The 17,477-nt window shown below is 74.2% G+C and carries 11 protein-coding genes; 2 read left to right on the forward strand and 9 right to left on the reverse strand.

Going from position 1 to position 17,477, the window contains the following annotated elements:
• From BLS67_RS23740 to BLS67_RS08980, 9 genes are all read right to left on the reverse strand, one after another.
• The coding region (locus tag BLS67_RS23740) for a zinc-dependent metalloprotease family protein (protein WP_278247120.1) at nucleotides 1–2,077 on the reverse strand (2,077 nt) is incomplete at its 3' end.
• Nucleotides 2,078–2,188: 111 nt separating this feature from the next.
• Nucleotides 2,189–3,592 carry an NAD(P)H-quinone dehydrogenase gene (locus tag BLS67_RS08945; RefSeq protein WP_091243438.1) on the reverse strand — a complete coding sequence of 468 codons (1,404 nt, stop codon included), beginning with the start codon at nucleotides 3,590–3,592 and terminating at the stop codon, nucleotides 2,189–2,191.
• Nucleotides 3,593–3,686: 94 nt separating this feature from the next.
• On the reverse strand, nucleotides 3,687–4,886 hold the full coding sequence (locus tag BLS67_RS08950; RefSeq protein ID WP_165617529.1) for an acyltransferase family protein: 1,200 nt from the start codon (nucleotides 4,884–4,886) through the stop codon (nucleotides 3,687–3,689).
• Between the two features lie 146 nt (nucleotides 4,887–5,032).
• Nucleotides 5,033–6,004: a methylmalonyl Co-A mutase-associated GTPase MeaB gene (gene meaB, locus BLS67_RS08955; RefSeq protein ID WP_091243445.1), complete on the reverse strand. Its 972-nt coding sequence runs from the start codon at nucleotides 6,002–6,004 to the stop codon at nucleotides 5,033–5,035.
• Complete coding sequence (gene scpA, locus BLS67_RS08960; protein WP_091243448.1) at nucleotides 6,004–8,208, reverse strand: methylmalonyl-CoA mutase; 2,205 nt, start codon at nucleotides 8,206–8,208, stop codon at nucleotides 6,004–6,006. Before scpA ends, meaB begins: the two co-directional genes overlap by 1 nt.
• Entirely contained in the window at nucleotides 8,205–10,097 is a 1,893-nt protein-coding gene (locus BLS67_RS08965; RefSeq protein WP_091243452.1) for a methylmalonyl-CoA mutase family protein, read from the reverse strand. The genes scpA and BLS67_RS08965 overlap by 4 nt, the downstream gene beginning before the upstream one ends.
• 104 nt (nucleotides 10,098–10,201) lie before the next feature.
• Nucleotides 10,202–11,401: an amidohydrolase gene (locus tag BLS67_RS08970; protein ID WP_091243455.1), complete on the reverse strand. Its 1,200-nt coding sequence runs from the start codon at nucleotides 11,399–11,401 to the stop codon at nucleotides 10,202–10,204.
• On the reverse strand, nucleotides 11,398–12,534 hold the full coding sequence (locus BLS67_RS08975) for a glutamate--cysteine ligase (RefSeq protein ID WP_091243457.1): 1,137 nt from the start codon (nucleotides 12,532–12,534) through the stop codon (nucleotides 11,398–11,400). The genes BLS67_RS08970 and BLS67_RS08975 overlap by 4 nt, the downstream gene beginning before the upstream one ends.
• 25 nt (nucleotides 12,535–12,559) lie before the next feature.
• Nucleotides 12,560–14,098 carry a peptidase M16 family protein gene (locus BLS67_RS08980; RefSeq protein ID WP_091243460.1) on the reverse strand — a complete coding sequence of 513 codons (1,539 nt, stop codon included), beginning with the start codon at nucleotides 14,096–14,098 and terminating at the stop codon, nucleotides 12,560–12,562.
• Nucleotides 14,099–14,402: 304 nt separating this feature from the next.
• On the opposite strand from BLS67_RS08980, the gene BLS67_RS08990 reads away from it, so the two are divergent.
• Both BLS67_RS08990 and BLS67_RS08995 read left to right on the forward strand, forming a co-directional pair.
• Nucleotides 14,403–14,747 (forward strand): hypothetical protein, encoded by a 345-nt coding sequence (locus BLS67_RS08990; protein ID WP_091243467.1) that lies wholly within the window; start codon nucleotides 14,403–14,405, stop codon nucleotides 14,745–14,747.
• Between the two features lie 57 nt (nucleotides 14,748–14,804).
• A complete protein-coding gene (locus tag BLS67_RS08995) occupies nucleotides 14,805–17,456 on the forward strand; it encodes an AbfB domain-containing protein (protein WP_091243469.1) in 2,652 nt (883 codons plus the stop codon).
• Nucleotides 17,457–17,477 lie beyond the last annotated feature (21 nt).

Genomic DNA, 17,477 nt, shown 5'->3' on the forward strand with positions numbered 1-17,477 from the left:
CCCACGCGGCGTGGACAGCACCGCTGATCGCGTACGTCCCGGTCGAGGGCGAGGAGTAGATCCGACCACCCTGGAACACCTGACCGCACCCACCACCGCGCATGCCGCAGATCACGTCGGTGGTCGGGTAGCCCAGCGGACCGTTCTCGTACCCCTGCGCCGTCCAGACGTCCTGGAACGCCCCGTACACCGCGTGGGTACCGGTGCTCCAGGTGCTGTACACCCGACCACCCTGGAACGCCTGACCGCAACCGCCGAGGGCCATGCCGCACGCGTAGTCGGAGACGGGGTAGCCCAGCACGCCGGTCTCACGGCGCGGACCCCAGGCCGAGAGCACCGGGTCGGCCACCACGTGGGCCCCGGAGCCCGGGGTCCAATAGATGACCCCGCCCTGGTAGTTGCGACCGCAGCCGGAGCCCACCATCCCGCAGATGACACCGCTGGTCGGCGCCCGGAGCGACCCGCCCGAACCGCCGGCGCGGGCGTACGCCGCATCGATGTCGGCCGCGACGTTCGCCCGGTTGCCGATCGTCACGACCCCGCCGCTCCCGGCGCGGACGGCGAAGTCCGCCCCGACGTCGACGTAGCTGCCCGCGGGCAGCGCGCTCTGCTGGTCGGCGTTCCAGTTCGCCGCGGCGCTGGGGGTCCCGTCGAGGAGGACGGAGGTGGAGTTGCCGTCCCCGGTCACCCGGCGCACCACGATGCCCACGTCGAGCCGGCGGCTGTTCGACGGCGTCGACAGCCAGGCGTCCTGGCCGCTGGCCTGCCGGTACTCGATCCAGTACACCGCGCCGGCCGAGTCGGTCAGCTTGACCGCGCGGGTACCGCTCGCCGCGGAGACCGGGGCCAGGGTGACCGTCGTCGGCGCGCTGGCCGGGGTGAGGGCGACCATCTCCGACGCCGGGAGCAGCCCGATCCTGGCTGCCTGGGCGGTGTTCAGCGAGCCCACCTGGGCCCAGCTGAAGCCCATGACGTCGTAGTAGTCGGCGTACTGCACGGTCTGGCAGCGGCCGGTCTCCACCGTGCCGTCGCACTGGAACTGGGAGGAGTGGCCCAGCCCGAAGTTGTGGCCCAGCTCGTGCGCCATCACCGAGGTCGCGACGTCCTTGACGTAGGCGCGGCCGCCGGTGCCGACCGACGAGCCGATGGTGCCCAGCCCGTAGGCGCAGCCCGAGGCGGTGCTGGGGACGTAGACCATGAGGTGCCGACCTGGGTCCTGCCGCCAGCCCGTCACCGAGACGGCGGTGTTCCACAGGCCCTGCGGGTCCGTGCAGTCGGCGGTGGAGCGCACCCACCCCCGGGCGCCCCAGCCGGCCTCGATGCGCACGGTGCCGCCGCTCTGCTCGTTCCAGAACGCGGCGACACCGCCGTTGACCTGGGCCACGACCTGGTCCACCGTCGTGCCGTCGGGCGAGGCACCTGCGGGCAGGACCATCACGACGGTCACGAGGTTGGTCGGGGTGGTGCCGGCGGCCGCGGTGGTCGGGTCGGTGCCGGCGGCGGCCAGCACCCTGGCCGACTGCACCTCGAGGGCGGGCGCGAGGCCCTGCTCCTGGCTCGCCTCGTCGGTGACCTCGTCGCCCACCGTGACGGCCAGGGTGGACCCGGTCGCCACCTCGGGCAGGTCGTCGGTCGGCACCCGGACGGCGTCGCCCGCGGGGGTCTCGATCCAGCTGAGCGGGGCGTCGTCGTGGGCCGCGCCCTGCTCGTGGTCGTGGTCGACCGACTCGGGGTCCGGGTAGGCCTGCACCAGCTCACCGACGACGGTGTCGCCCGCGGTGACCTCGGCCGCGTCGGTGGTCGCCGGGGCCGTGGGGTCGGCCGTGGCGTCGGCCGTGGACGAGGTCGGTGCGTCGGTCGGCAGCGCGGTCGGCGCGTCCGTGGTCGTCGGCGCCGGGCTGTCGGTGGTCGGGGTCACCCCGGTGGAGGGCTCGGACTGCGTCGTGGGCGCGGCCTCCGTCCCCGTGGGGACGGCGGTGTCGGCCTGCGCCGCGGGGGCGACCGCGAGCGAGGCGATCACCGCGACGGAGGCGGCGAGCACCGAGCAGCGCAACCTGCGGCGACGGGCGTGGGGCACGTGGGACTCCTGAGCAGAAGGGGATCTGCCAGGTCTTCGGCCCGGTGGCGGTGCAGCTTGAGGACATCACCCGTCCTGGGTGGTCACCTCACCCGTCCTGGTGTGCTGATCTCAGTCGTCCTGGCTGTTCATCAACCGCCGGCCGGCCTCGGTGATCGACCCCGAGAGCGAGGGGTAGATGGAGAACGTCTGGGCCAGGTCGTCGACCGTGAGGCCCTTGCTGACCGCGAGCGTGATGGGCAGCACCAGCTCCGAGGCCCCCGGGGCGACGACGACCCCGCCCACCACGACCCCGGTCGACCGACGGGCGAAGATCTTGACGAAGCCGTCGCGCAGGTCGCTCATCTTCGCCCGGGCATTGGTGGCCAGCGGCAGCTGGACGCTCTCGATGTCCGTGCCCTCGGGCAGGGTCTTCTCCTGCACGCCGACGGTCGCGATCTCGGGATGGGTGAAGACGTTGCCGGCCACGGTCTTGAGCCGGATCGGCGACACCGCCTCACCCAGGGCGTGCCACATCGCGATGCGGCCCTGCATGGCGGCGACCGAGGCGAGCTGGAAGACCCCGGTGACGTCGCCGGCGGCGTAGATGCCCGAGACCGAGGTGCGGGAGACCCGGTCCACCACCACGTGCCCGGACGGCGAGGTGGCGACCCCGCACTGCTCCAGGTTCAGCCCGGCGGTGTTCGGGACCGTGCCGACCGTCATGAGCGCGTGCGAACCGGTGACCACCCGGCCGTCGGTCAGCCGCACCTCGACCCCGGTCGGGGTCCGCGTGACCGACTCCGCCCGACCACGGTCGGCGATCTTGCCGCCCCGGGACTGGAAGACCTGCTCCACGACTGCGGCGGCGTCGGCGTCCTCACCGGGCAGCACCTGCTCGCGGGACGAGACGAGCGTGACCGGCACCCCGGCCTCGAGGTACCCGGAGGCGAACTCGGCGCCGGTGACGCCGGACCCGACGACCACCAGGTGCTCGGGCAGCTCCTCCAGCTCGTACACGTCGCGCCAGGACAGGATCCGCTCGCCGTCGGGCTCGGCCCCGGGCAGCACGCGCGGGTCGGCGCCGGTGGCGATGAGGACGACGTCGCACTCGATCTCCTGCTTGACCCCGCCGTCGAAGTCGCAGACCTCGACCCGGTGGGCGATCAGCCCGCGGATCTCGTCGGACAACCGCGCCTGTCCGCTCACGCAGCGCACCCCGACGCTCTCGAGCCGGGCGTGGATGTCGGCCGACTGCGCGACGGCCAGGCCCTTGATCCGGTGGTTCACCTTGGCCAGGTCGAGGCTGACGGTGGCCAGGTCCGAGCCCTGCAGCCCGAGGACGGCGGAGTCGCGCACCGCGGTCATGGCGCCGGCGGCGGCGATGAGGGTCTTGGACGGCACGCAGTCGGTGAGGACGCTGGCGCCGCCGAGACCGTCCCGCTCGACGACGGTGACCTCGGCACCCAGTTGGGCGGCGACCAGGGCGGCCTCGTAGCCGGCCGGTCCGCCGCCGATGATCACGATGCGGGTCATGAAGGGGCTCCCGTGCGGTGCTGTGCGGTGGGTGTGCTCCCCCATCCTCCCTGGTGCCGTCTCCGGGGCGGCGCACCCACCTCGACCGGGCCGGTCAGTCGGCGGGGGTCCGGGCGACAGGGGTGCCGATCTGCTCGACGTGCACCGCACGCGGGGCGTGCCTGCTGCGCCGCCGACCCGCGGGACGGGCTCCGGGACCGTCGGGGGCGCCGGTCCCGGTGAGCTCGCGCTCGACGGTGCGCCGCAGCCACGGTCCCAGCGGTCGCTCGACGCAGCGGTGCACCAGGTAGGCCAGCACCAGGGCGAGCAGGACCACGACCGGGACCAGGAGGTGCGCCGGCAGCACCGGCCCGAGGTGGTGGATCGCGATCCACCCGGGGTACTCGTGCACCAGGTACAGCGGGTAGGTGAGCGCACCCAGCAGCGAGACCCACCGCCACGACACCCGCCGCAACCGGGTCAGGGTGACCGCGACGAGCGCCAGCACGCACAGGGTGAGCAGCAGCGCGATGCCCCGGCGCGAGACCGGCGCACCCGCCACGTCCTGCGACCACTGCACGTAGTAGGTCGTGGCGGTCCACAGCGCCGCCAGGTAGTTCACCCCGAGCACGAGGGCGGTGAGCGGGGTCCAGCCGTTGCGGAACACCAGGTACACCGCGATGCCGATGCAGAAGAAGGGTGCGTACGTGGGCTCGAGCGCGGTGACGGCCCAGGACGTCCCGGTCTGCGCGGCGAGCGCGCCGAGCACCGGCCACGCGAGGCAGAGCGCCAGCACGCGGCGGGTCGTCAGCCCGACGTGGGCCAGCACCGCGACGAGCACGTAGAACTTCAGCTCGACCCAGAGGGTCCAGAAGACGCCGTCGACATGGCCCACGCCGAAGGCGGACTGCAGCATGGTCATGTTCATCGCCACGCCGGAGAACCCCAGGTCGCGCCAGATCGGGATGGTCTGGCGGTCGACCAGCAGCACCGCAGCGATGAAGGCCACCGCGAACCAGTAGGCGGGGAACAGCCGGCCGACACGGGAGGCCAGGAAGGACGGCACCGAGCGCCCCCAGGCGCTCATGAGGACGACGAAACCGCTGATCATGAAGAAGAGGTAGGGCCCGAACCCGCCGTAGAGGGTGAACCGGCTGACGGTCGGGAAGACGTCGCGCACGCTCTGGGACCACGCCACGCTGTCCCGGCCGGTGTAGTGGAACGCCACCACCGCCAGCGCCGCGACGAACCGCAACCCGTCCAGCAGCGCCAGCCGGCCGCCGACCCGCTCGTGCACCACACCCGTCGTCGTCACAGCTCTCCCCCGCACAGCACCGCGCCCGAGGGCACCGTCGGGATGACCGTCATCGACCGACTGCGGAAAGCTACGACGTGCCGACGGTGGGCGGTGTGACGTGGCGGTCCGACACGGGTCCGGCGGTGACTGCGGGACGCATGGGGTCAGGGGGTCGGGTCGGCCAGGAACGTGCTCAGCAGCTCGCGGGCGGCCAGCGCCGGGGTGAGCTCGCCGGCCAGCACCCGCCGCTCCAGCTCACCCGACGAGGCCCGGACGTCGGGGTGCTCGCGCAACCGGGCCTCGAGGCCGTCGCGGACCAGCTGCCAGGTCCAGCGCACCTGCTGGGCGTTGCGCCGCCGGACGAACTCCCCCGACGCCCGCAGCCGCTCCTCGTGCGCGACCACCTGGGCCCACACCTCGGCCAGGCCTTCGCCGGTCAGCCCGGCGCAGGTGAGCACGGGCACGTCCCAGTCCGAGGCGCCGCGCAGCATGCGGATGGCGCCGGCCAGCTCGCGGGCCGCCGTGCGGGCATCGCCGGCGGACGGGCCGTCGGCCTTGTTGACCGCGATGACGTCGGCGATCTCCAGGATCCCCCGCTTGATGCCCTGCAACGAGTCGCCGGTCCGGGCCAGGGTGAGGAACAGGAAGGTGTCGACCATCTCGGCGACCGTGGTCTCGCTCTGCCCGACGCCGACGGTCTCGACCAGCACGACGTCGTAGCCGGCGGCCTCCACCACCACCATCGACTCCCGGGTGGCCTGCGCGACCCCGCCCAGGGTCCCCGCCGTGGGCGAGGGCCGGATGAACGCAGCCGGGTCCACCGACAGCCGGGCCATGCGGGTCTTGTCACCCAGGATCGACCCGCCCGACCGGGCCGACGACGGGTCCACCGCGAGCACGGCCACCTTCGAGCCCTGGGCCGTCAGGTCGACGCCGAGCTGGTCGATGAAGGTCGACTTGCCGACCCCGGGCACCCCGCTGATGCCCACGCGCCGGGCCCCGCCGGCGTGCGGCAGCAGCTCGACCAGCAGCTCCTGCGCCCGCTCCCGGTGGTCGGGCCGCCGGGACTCCACCAGCGTGATGGCCCGGGCCACCGACCTGCGGTCGGCCGCCAGGACCCCGTCCGCGAGCTCCATCAGTGACCGAGGCGGGACGACAGCTCGCGCAGCAGCTCCTGCGCGGCCTCCGCGATCACCGTCCCGGGCGGGAACACCGCCGCGGCGCCCATCTCGCGCAGCGTCGGCACGTCGTCGGGCGGGATCACCCCGCCGACCACGATCAGCACGTCGTCGGCCCCGAGCTCGGCCAGCGCGTCGCGCAGCGCCGGCACCAGCGTGAGGTGGCCCGCGGCGAGCGAGGAGACCCCGACGACGTGCACGTCGGCCTCCACCGCCTGCCGGGCGACCTCCTCCGGCGTCTGGAACAGCGGGCCCACGTCGACGTCGAAGCCCAGGTCGGCGAACGCGGTGGCGATCACCTTCTGGCCGCGGTCGTGGCCGTCCTGGCCCATCTTGGCCACCAGGATGCGCGGACGGCGGCCCTCGGCCTCGGCGAACTCCTCGGTCAGCCGTCGGGTCTCCTGCATCGGGCCGCCCTCCCCTGCCTCCTCGCGGTACACCCCGGAGATCGTGCGCACCTGGCCCGCGTGCCGGCCGTAGACCTCCTCCAGCGCGTCGGAGATCTCCCCGACCGTCGCCTTCGCCCGCGCGGCGTCGACGGCCAGGGCCAGCAGGTTGGTCTCCAGCTCCTGGCCCCGCTTGCCGTCGGCCGCGGCCCGGGCGGCCTCGGCCAGCTTCGCGAGCGCCGCGTCGCAGGCCGCCTGGTCCCGCTCGGCGCGGAGGTCCTTCAACCGCTGCACCTGCTGGGCCAGCACGTCGGCGTTGTCCACGCGCAGCACCTCGATGGCCTCGTCGGCCTCGACCCGGTACTTGTTCACCCCGATGACCGGCTGCCGGCCGGAGTCGATGCGGGCCTGGGTGCGGGCCGCGGCCTCCTCGATGCGCAGCTTGGGGATGCCGTCGCTGATCGCCTGCGCCATGCCGCCGTGCGCCGCGACCTCCTCGATGTGCGCCCAGGCCTTGCGGGCCAGGTCGGCGGTCAGCTTCTCCACGTACGCCGACCCGCCCCACGGGTCGATGACCCGCGTGGTGCCCGACTCCTGCTGCAGCAGCAGCTGCGTGTTGCGGGCGATCCGGGCGGAGAAGTCGGTGGGCAGCGCGAGCGCCTCGTCCAGGGCGTTGGTGTGCAGCGACTGGGTGTGGCCCTGGGTGGCCGCCATCGCCTCGACGCAGGTGCGGACGACGTTGTTGTAGACGTCCTGCGCGGTCAGCGACCAGCCCGAGGTCTGCGAGTGCGTGCGCAGCGACAGCGACTTGGGGTTGGTCGCGCCCTCGCGCTCGACCAGCTTGGCCCACAGCAACCGGCCGGCCCGCAGCTTCGCGACCTCCATGAAGAAGTTCATCCCGATGCCCCAGAAGAAGCTCAACCGGGGCGCGAACGCGTCGACGTCCATGCCGGCCTCGCGGCCGGCCTTGAGGTACTCGACGCCGTCGGCGAGGGTGTACGCCAGCTCCAGGTCGGCCGTCGCCCCGGCCTCCTGGATGTGGTACCCGGAGATCGAGATCGAGTTGAACCGGGGCATCTTCTGCGACGTGTAGGCGAAGATGTCGCTGATCACCTGCATCGAGGGCCCCGGGGGGTAGATGTAGGTGTTGCGGACCATGAACTCCTTGAGGATGTCGTTCTGGATGGTCCCGCTCAGCTGCTCGGGCGCCACCCCCTGCTCCTCGGCCGCCACGATGTAGAGCGCCAGCACCGGCAGCACGGCGCCGTTCATCGTCATCGACACGCTCATGCGGTCCAGCGGGATGCCGTCGAAGAGCTGGCGCATGTCGTAGATCGAGTCGATGGCCACCCCGGCCATGCCGACGTCGCCGGGCACCCGCGGGTGGTCGGAGTCGTAGCCGCGGTGGGTGGGCAGGTCGAAGGCGACCGACAGGCCCTTCTGCCCCGCCGCCAGGTTGCGCCGGTAGAACGCGTTCGAGGCCGCGGCGGTGGAGAACCCGGCGTACTGCCGGACCGTCCACGGCTGCGTCGTGTACATCGTCGGGTAGGGCCCGCGGCCGAACGGCGGGAGTCCCGGGAGGCCGTCGAGGTGGTCGAGCCCGGCCAGGTCTTCGGCGGTCAGCAGCGGCGGCACGCCGATGCCCTCGGGCGTCTCCCACTCGGCATCGCCGACCGCCCGGCCGGTGCGCTCGGCGAACTCGGCGGCCCAGTCGGCAGCCGTGGCGGGGTCGGTGGTGCCCAGCTCGAGGGACCCGAAGTCGGGGATGCCGCTCATGCCCGTGCTCCCAGCAGCTCGTCGAGGGTGGTGGTGAGGACGTCGACGGCGTCGCAGCCGGCGAACACGTGGCCGTCGACGCCGGGCACGTCGAGCTCCGGTTTCCCGGCGAGCCAGATGCGCTGGGCGCCGGCGGCCCGCAGCTCGGCGACGAGGTCCGCGGCGCCGGTGGCGTAGTCCCTGTCGGACCCGCAGACGCACGCGGTCGTCGTCCGGGCGTCGGTGAAGCCCTCGACGCCGGAGCCGGACGGGGTGGCCAGGCCACCGGCCTGGAACAGGTTCGAGGCGAAGGACAGCCGGGCGGTGTGCGCGGCGGGCTTGCCGAGCGTGGCCAGGTAGACCGACGGGCGGTCGCCCGGCTCGTCGGAGCGGTCGCGCAGCTGCTCGAAGGCATGCGCGGCACGCACCCGCGGCAACCCGCCCGGGCCCGGCGGCAGCGCCTCGCCCGCCGGACGACGCTCGGGCAGCTTCTCGGCCAGGTTCGGGAACTCGCTGACGCCGGTGATCGGGTCCCGCCGGGTGGCCAGCCGCCGCGACCGGTCCGCCCAGGCCGCAGCCACCCGCTCGGCCACCAGGCCCGACGACAGCGCGGCCGCGTACCCGCCGGCCCGCTCGATCTCGGTGAACCACTCCCAGCCGGCGTGCGCGAGCGCGTCGGTCAACGACTCGACGTACCAGGAGCCGCCGGCGGGGTCGAGCACCCGGCCCAGGTGGCTCTCCTCGAGCAGCAGTGCCTGGGTGTTGCGGGCGATGCGCCGGGCGAACGGGTCGGGCAGGCCCAGGGCGGCGTCGAAGGGCTGCACCGTGATCGCGTCGGCCCCGCCGACGCCGGCGGCGAAGCAGGCCACGGTGGTGCGCAGCATGTTCACCCAGGGGTCGCGCGCGGTGGTCATCACCGAGGAGGTGACGGCGTGCTGGCGCATGCCGCGCCGGGCCGCGGGGACGCCGGAGGCCTCGGCCACCCGGTCCCACAACCGGCGGGCGGCCCGCAGCGTCGCGATGGTGGTGAACTGGTCGGCGGTCGCGGCGAACCGGAACTCCAGCTGCTCCGCGGCCTCGGCCACCGGCAGGCCCTGCTCGGTGAGCGCCCGCAGGTAGGCGACCCCGGCCGAGATCGCGCAGCCCAGCTCCTCGACCGCGGTGGCCCCGGCGTCGTGCACGACGGTGGCGTCGACGACGACGGACCGCAGGTCGCCGTGCTCGGCGGCCCGCCGGGCGAGCGCGCCCAGCCCGGAGAGGTCCTGCGCCTGCCCCGACGCGGCCTGCACGCCCAGCGGGTCCAGCCCGAGGTTGCCGCCGGGGGCGAGGTCGGTGCGTCCCTCGACCAGGTCGAGGAACGCCTCCGCCGCGGCGGGGCCGCCCTGCAGGGTGACCGGGGCGAGGTCGAGCAGGACGTCGGCGAGCACCTCACCCAGCGCGTCGACCGGGGTGCCGCCCTCGCCGAGCACCAGCCAGAGCGAGGTGACGCCGTGCTCGAGGTCGGCGCCGATCGCGTCCTTCGTCGTCCCGGCATCGGGGTCGGCGTGCCGCTGCCGGACGTCCCACCCCGCCGGCGTGCTCGTGGCCGCCTGCCCGTCGGCGGCGGCCGGGGACGGGCGGACCACCCGGGAACCGCGCACGAACGGCGGCAGGCCCGGGGCGCCGGTGCCGGGCAGCAGCGCGACGTCGGCCGCGGTGTACAGCGGCCGGACCGAGACCCCGGTGGCCACGGTGCTGCGCAGCGCCTCCTCGACCGGTTCGGGGAGCTCCTCGCGGCCGGCCTTGCGCAGCACGCCGGCGACCAGCTCGCGCCACTGGTCGAGGGTGGGCTGCGGGAAGTCGGCGGCCAGGGCGAGGTCGTCGGGCGGCGCGACCGGCTCGGTCGCGGCCTCGGGGGTGGGGTGGCTCATCGTCGAATCACCGTTCTCCTGCTGTGTGCAACGCCGGGGTGTGCGTCGCCGCTGTGTCTACCGGACGTCACCGACGGCGGCGCCCGCAGCGGCTGTCGGGACGGTCACACCTGACCGGACCGGGCCGCGGCCGGCGCGTCGGCGGAGAGGGAGTGCAGCGCGGTGCGGGCCATCAACCGCACGCCCACCCCGATGGCGCGCTCGTCGACGTCGAAGGTGCCCCGGTGCAGGTCGAGGGGGTCGCCCCCGCCGTGGGTGCCCAGCCGGGCCAGGGCGATCGGCAGCCGCTCGGCGAACCAGCCGAAGTCCTCGCCGCCCATGCTCTGCGGCGACAGCACGACCCCGTCGCCGCCGACGGTCTCGAGGGCCGCCGACCGCAGCAGGGCGACCCCGCGCGGGTCGTTGACCACCGGCGGGACGCCGCGCACGTACTCGACGTCGACCGTGGCCCCGGAGTCCTCGCCGACCCGGTGCACCAGGCGCCGGACCAGCTCCTCGGACCGGTCCCAGACCGCCCGGTCGAGCACCCGCACGGTCCCGCGCAGCATCCCCGTCTGCGGGATGGCGTTGGCCGCGACACCGGCCCCCACCGCGCCCCAGACCAGGGACATCGCGGCCCGCGGGTCGACCTGCCGGCCCAGCAGGCCCGGGACCTCGGTGACCACGCGGGCGAGGGCGTGGACCAGGTCGACGGTCAGCTGGGGTCGGGCCGTGTGCCCGCCGGGACCGGTGAGGGTGACCTCGAGCCGGTCGCAGGCCGCGGTGATCGACCCGGTGCGCAGGCCCACCCGCCCGACCGGCACCGAGGGGTCGCAGTGCAGCGCGAAGGCCCGGCTCGCGCCGTCCAGCACCCCGGCCTCGAGCACCTGCAGCGCCCCGCCGGGCACCTGCTCCTCGGCGGGCTGGAAGACCGCGCGCACGGTGCCGGGGAGGTCGCCCTGGGCGGCCAGCGCCCGGGCCACCCCGAGCAGCACGGTGGTGTGGACGTCGTGCCCGCAGGCATGGCACATGCCGGGACGGGTGGAGGCGTACGGGACGTCCTTGAGGTCGGCCAGCGGCAGCGCGTCGATGTCGGCCCGCAGCACGGTGACCGGTCCCCCGGACCCGACGTCGCAGATAAGCCCGGTGCCGCCGGGCAGCCGCTGCGGGGTGAGGCCCGCCCGGCGCAGCTGGCGCTCGAGGTAGGCCGTCGTCTCGTGCTCGGCGAACCCCAGCTCCGGGTGGGCGTGCAGGTGCCGGCGGGTCGCGACCAGCTCGTCGTGGTGCGCCTCCACCCAGCGGTCGACGGAGTCGGCCGCGCTCACGAGGGCAGCCCGTCCCTCATCTCGGCCAGCAGGCTGTCCACCACCGGCTCGAGCCGGCCGTCGTTGGCCGCGGCGACCGCGCGCTGCCGCTGGTAGGACCCACCGACCTCGAGGATGCGCAGCACGTCGAACAGCTCGTCGAGGCACTGCAGCTTCTTGGCCGTCGGCGTGAGCTGCTCGACGAGCTCCCGCAGGGCCTCGCGGACCGGCTGCACCGTGCCGCGGTCGTCGACGATGATCTCGGCGTCCAGGCCGTAGCGCGCCGCGCGCCACTTGTTCTCGCGCAGCACCCAGCTCGCGGGCACCGGCAGCGTGTAGCCGCGGTCGATCTCGCGGTCGAACTGCTCGACCAGGCACTGGCTGAGCGCCGCGACCGCGCCGATCTCGTCGAGGGTGGGCAGGCCGTCGCAGATGCGCAGCTCGACGGTGCCGAACTCGGGGTGCGGGCGGATGTCCCACCACACCTCGCGCACGGTCTCGATCGTGTGGGTGGAGATCAGCGTCTCCATGTACCGCTCGAAGCCGTCCCAGCCCGAGAGCTGGTAGGGCAGCCCCGCCGTGGGCATGCCCTCGAACACCTTGGACCGGGCACTGGCCAGACCGGTGTCGGCACCGACCCAGTAGGGCGAGGACGCGGACAGGGCGAGGAAGTGCGGCACGTACTGGGTCAGCGCGTTCACGATCGGGATGATCTTGTCCGAGGACCGGACGCCGACGTGCACGTGGACGCCGAAGATCTGCAGCCGGCGGGCCAGCCACTGCATCTTCTCGACCAGCTGTGCGTACCGCTCCTTCGGCGAGATGTCCTGGGTCTGCCAGTCGGTGATCGGGTGCGTGCCGGCGCAGAGCACCCCGAGCCCCCGCCGGTCCGCGGCCTCGACGACCTCGGCGAGGGTGCCGGCCAGGTCGGCCTTGGCCTCGGCGACCGTGCTGCAGATGCCGGTGATGATCTCGACGGTCGACTGCAGCAGCTCGTGCTTGGCCTTGGGGTGCTCGTCGGCGTCGGCCGGCTTGAGCTCGGCGAGGATCTCGGTGGCGCCGGAGGTGAGCTGGCGGGTCTCGCGGTCGACCAGCTGCAGCTCCCACTCGACCCCCAGGCTCGAGCGCTCGGAGGACGTGAAGGGGATCTGCACCGGCTGAGTGTAGGAGCGGCGGGGCTCAGGCACCCGCCCACTGCGGACGGGTCCACTGCGGCACCCGCTCCGCGGGCCACCGCAGACCGGGGACGTGCCGGCGCACGTGCGCCGACGCCGTCTCGACGGCCTTCGTGCCGAAGGAGTCGTCGTCCACGCGGAACATGCAGGCGTTCCGCCCGATCACCACCAGCGCACCGCCGTCCTGGACCTTGCCCTTCTCGTCCTTGACCTCGCCCTGGCGGAAGACGGTGTCGAGGTCGCCCCAGGAGATGACGTGGACGTCCCCGTCGTCGTCCTGGTGCGCGATGCCGTGGTCGGACAGGACGACCCGACGCTTCTTGGCCGGCCCGGGCAGCATGCGGACCAGCGCCGACGGACGCAGGGTGCGACCGGCGGGGACCTCCGGTGCCCACCCGCACGCGCGCCAGCGCTCGAGCCCGGGGAGCCCCTCGAAGGTCGACCACTCGGGCACCTGCAGCAGGGCGGAGGTCCACACCGCTCGCGCGGCGTCCCGGACCTGCTCGGCGGTCACGGCGAGGTAGCTGTCCAGCAGGGACGCGTTGGGGCGCGACTCCAGGCCGAGGAGCTGGGCGGCCGCGGCCTCGTGCAGGTCACCCGACGCGAGGTCGTCCGGGTCGGCCCCGTCCAGCTCCTCCCGGACCTCGTCCACGACGTGCGCCACCTCGTCGGCCCGCGGTCCGTCGGCGCACAGGGACCGCCAGGCGTCCCAGACGATCCCGGCGACGGCACCCTCCTGGCCCTCGCGGGCATCCACGGCGAGCACCAGCTCGCGGTGGCCGGCCTCGAACTCCAGGACGGCGACCCCCGAGGAGTAGCTGAGGCCGCGCTCGACGCGTGCGACGTCCTGCACCCGCTCGCGGACGACGTCCAGGGCCAGCCGCAGCGCGGGGTCCCACGCCCCGTCCGCCGACACCATCAGGCCGACGCCGGCCGCCCAGCTCTTCGACCACGACGCCGCGCGCTGGGATCGCAGCACGGCCTCCGCGTGGACCGGGCGCGGCCCGTGCGGCAGGTCGAGGCGCAGCCCCTCGGGGAGCTCGCCGTGGCAGACCAGGACCGCGTTCTCGGCCACGAACCACCGGCGGGCATGGGCGAGGACGTCCTCGTCGCGCAGGAAGTGCGGCCCGGGCCCACCGGGCCAGGCGACCCCCGGTCCCGTGAGCCCGTAGCGCTGCGCCAGCATGCTCTCGACGAACCCCCCGACCCCCGAGCAGTCCTCGGCCTGCAGGACGCCGATCTCCGCGTCGATCCGCTGCAGGGACAGCTCGCGGATGGCCCCGCACACCTGCTCCACGAACGCGGCGACGGCCTCGGGCCGCCCGGTGGCGTGGAAGTCGGTGGTGCCGATGCCGGTGGTGGCGTTGCGCTGCAGGCTGCTCTTCGGCAGCGCGCCCATGACCAGGTGCTCGACGAGGTGCGTGGTCTCCCGGGTCGCGAACGTCTCGTCACGGACCCCGACGCCGAAGACCAGCGCCATGGAGGTCCGACGGGAGCCGGACAGGTGGAGGACGGGGACGCCGTCGAGGAGGATGCGCTGCACAGGGAGATCATGTGCACCTCCCAGGCTCGGAACAACGACCGTCCCCCGAGCGGGGTGGTGTGTCGCGACCGCGGGCACGGCGGAGCACGCACCCACCCCGACGGGTCGGATGACACCCGGGAGGCTGACGGCGGCCCGGGGACCCACCCGTCCTCGCCCCGGGTGTGCGCCGAACCACAACCGTTCGACCACTGAGAGTAGTCGAGACCACCGCGCATGCCGGGGTTTCTTGGCAGGACGATCACCGTGCGTCATCCTCTCCCGGCTGGTACGAGCCAGCAGCCCGTCGTCCCGGGAGCTCCTGGTGTCCCTCCGCTCCACCGCCCGCCGCCTGCGCGGGCCCCGCCTGCTGGCCGGCGGCCTCGCCGTCGCCCTCGCCGGTTCCGTCGCCGCCGTCGTCGCGGCCGCCCCCGCCGCGGCCGCCACCCCCGGCACCTACGTCGTCGGCACCACCCCGATCGCGCTCAACCAGCCGGCCGACCCCTACCTCGGCACGCTGCAGCCCGCGGCCGACGCGGCCACCGCCGGCATGTTCGGCCCGCAGATGGCCTGGCCGGTCATCCCGCTGCACGCCGTCGTGGCCCGCAACGGCCACCTGGTCACCTACGGCACGCCGCTGGGCACCGCGCAGCAGGGCGGCCTGACCTAGGACGACTGGGACCCCTCGGCCGGGGCCGCCGCCGCGACCCACACCCAGTCGCCCTCGATGCACGACTACAACAGCTTCTGCAACGCCGGCGTCACGCTGCCCGACGGCCGGATCCTCATGGTCGGCGGCAACTCGACCATGCAGACGATGGTCTACGACCCCACCAGCCGCGACCAGACGATGGGCGCGAACCTGGCCCGCCAGCGCTGGTACGCCACCGCCCTGCGGCTGCCCGACGACCGGGTCGTCGTCCTCGGCGGGGCCGACTACTACAACACCGGCGCCTACCGGACCCCGAACGACAACTCCAAGGTCGCCACCACCCCCGAGATCGGCACCGGGACCGGTGCCTGGACGTCGCTGACCGGTGCGAACAGCGCGCTGGCCTTCGGGGCCACGGACAACCGCTGGTGGTACCCCCGCGCGTTCAACGGCCCGGGGGGCACGATCGTCGGCACCTCCGGCGACGTGGTCTGGCGGATGTCGGTCGCCGGCACCGGCAGCGTCACGCGTACGGGCACCCTGCCGTTCAACCCCCGCGTCTCCGGTTCCCAGGTCATGTACGCCCCCGGCCGGGTGCTCGTGGCCGGTGGCGGCCAGGCGTTCAACGAGGACGGCACCGCGGCCACCAACCGCGCCGCGGTCGTCGACTACACCGGCACCACCCCGCGGATCACCTCCACGGCCTCGATGGCCTCGGCCCGCAACTGGCTGAACCTGACCGTGCTGCCCGACGGCCGCGTGCTCGCCTCCGGCGGCACGGCCACCGGCACGAACGGGGACTCGGCGGTGCGCCGGGCCGAGATCTGGAACCCGGCCACGGGCACCTGGACGGCGGCCGCCACGGCCCAGCGCATCCGGACCTACCACTCGACCGCCCTGGTCATGCCCAGCGGCGCGGTCTTCACCGGCGGGGGCGGCGTGCCCGGTCCCGAGGACAACCTGAACGCCGAGATGTTCTACCCGCCGTCGCTGTTCACCCGCGGCGCCGACGGCGTCACCCGGTGGGCCAGCCGGCCGACGATCACCACCCTGGCCGGTTCGGCCACCTACGGCGGCCAGCTCACCCTCGGCATGGGCGACAACCGGACCATCCGCGAGGCGTCCCTGATCAGCATGGGCGGCGTCACCCACTCCTACGCCACCGACCAGCGCCGCGTGCCGCTGACGGTGACGCAGAACGGGGCGAGCGTGAAGGTCTCCCTGCCGACCAGCGCGAACACGCTGCCGGCCGGCGACTACCTGCTCAGCACGGTCGACTCCAACGGCGTGCCCTCGGCCGGCCAGGTGCTCACCATCCGCAACGGCGCGGCCGGCAGCGTCACCGTCAACGCCCCCACCACCGCGACCGGTGGCGGCACCCCGGCCACCACGCCCACCGGCTCGGTCCCGCTGACCGTGGGCACCAGCGTCGGCCTGGAGGCCGTGAACTACCCCGGGTACCGCGTGCGCCACGCCGGCGACCAGGGCTCCCTGTCGGCGATCACCGCCGCCAGCGCAGCCGCCGACCAGGCCGACAGCTCCTTCGTCGTGCGCACCGGGCTCGCCGGTGCCGACGGCGTCTCCCTGGAGTCGGTGAACTCCCCGGGCCAGTTCCTGCGCAGCAACGGCACGGGCGGCCGGGTCACCCTGGCCACCCCCGACGGCACCGCCGCCGGGGCCGCGGCGGCGACCTTCCTCCCGGTCGGCGGGCTGAACGGGCAGAACACGTCGCTGCAGCTGTGGGGCACCCCGGGGGTCTACCTCCGCCACCAGAACTTCCAGCTGTACGGCCAGGCCACCGACGGCTCCGACCTGTTCCGCAACGACGCCACCTTCGCCGTCCGGGCCGGTCTGACGGGCGTCCCGACCGTGCCGCTCACCGTGGGCACCAGCGTCGGCCTGGAGGCCGGGAACATCGCCGGCTACCTGGTGCGGCACCAGAACTTCCAGGGCGCCCTCTCGGCCATCGGCGCCGCCAGCGGCGCCGGGGACAAGGCCGACAGCTCCTTCGTCGTCCGGCCCGGCCTCGCCGGAGCCGGTGGGATCTCGCTGGAGGCGGTCGGCTTCCCCGGGCAGTACCTGAGGGCCAACGGCACCGGGGGCCGGGTCACCCTCGCCCGGCCCGACGGCACCGCGGCGGGTGCGGCCGCGGCGACGTTCCTGCCGGTAACCGGGTTGACCGGGCAGGGCACCTCCCTGCAGCTGTGGGGCACCCCGGGGGTCTACCTCCGGCACCAGAACTACCAGCTCGTCGCCCAGGCCACCGACGGGTCCGCCCTGTTCACGGCCGACGCGAGCTTCACGGTCCGGACCGGGCTCACCACCGCCCCGGCGGCGGCCGTCGTCCAGGGCGAGACCGGCACGCTGGCCGGTTCGGCGGTCGTCTGGACCGGCAGCACCGGGTGGACCGGGACCGGGTACGTGGCCAACCTGATCACCGCCGGGTCCTCGACCACCGTGCCCGTCACCCGGGCAGCTGCCGGGCCGGTCACGATCACCGTCCGGTACGCCGCCGGCGGCGGCGGGCCCGCCGGGGCGCGCACCCTCACGGCCCTCGTGGGCGGGCAGGCCACCCAGGTGGTCTCCTACGCGGCCACCGCCGACTGGAACACCTGGAGCCAGCAGAGCTTCGTGGTGGACCTGCCGGCCGGCGGCTCGACCGTGGGCATCGCGATGAACCAGGGCGACACCGGCTGGATCGACGTCGACGCGATCACCGTCGGCTGACCGTCCGGGAGGTCCCGGCGG

This window comes from Klenkia soli (assembly GCF_900103975.1).
GTDB classification, from domain to species: Bacteria; Actinomycetota; Actinomycetes; order Mycobacteriales; family Geodermatophilaceae; genus Klenkia; species Klenkia soli.

What these genes read in the sequence shown, in the direction of transcription:
- BLS67_RS08965 (WP_091243452.1), bottom strand. Translation starts at nt 10,097, where the DNA reads ATGAGCCACCCCACCCCCGAGGCCGCGACCGAGCCGGTCGCGCCGCCC.
- BLS67_RS08995 (WP_091243469.1), top strand. Translation starts at nt 14,805, where the DNA reads ATGCACGACTACAACAGCTTCTGCAACGCCGGCGTCACGCTGCCCGAC.
- scpA (WP_091243448.1), bottom strand. Translation starts at nt 8,208, where the DNA reads ATGAGCGGCATCCCCGACTTCGGGTCCCTCGAGCTGGGCACCACCGAC.
- BLS67_RS08945 (WP_091243438.1), bottom strand. Translation starts at nt 3,592, where the DNA reads ATGACCCGCATCGTGATCATCGGCGGCGGACCGGCCGGCTACGAGGCC.
- meaB (WP_091243445.1), bottom strand. Translation starts at nt 6,004, where the DNA reads ATGGAGCTCGCGGACGGGGTCCTGGCGGCCGACCGCAGGTCGGTGGCC.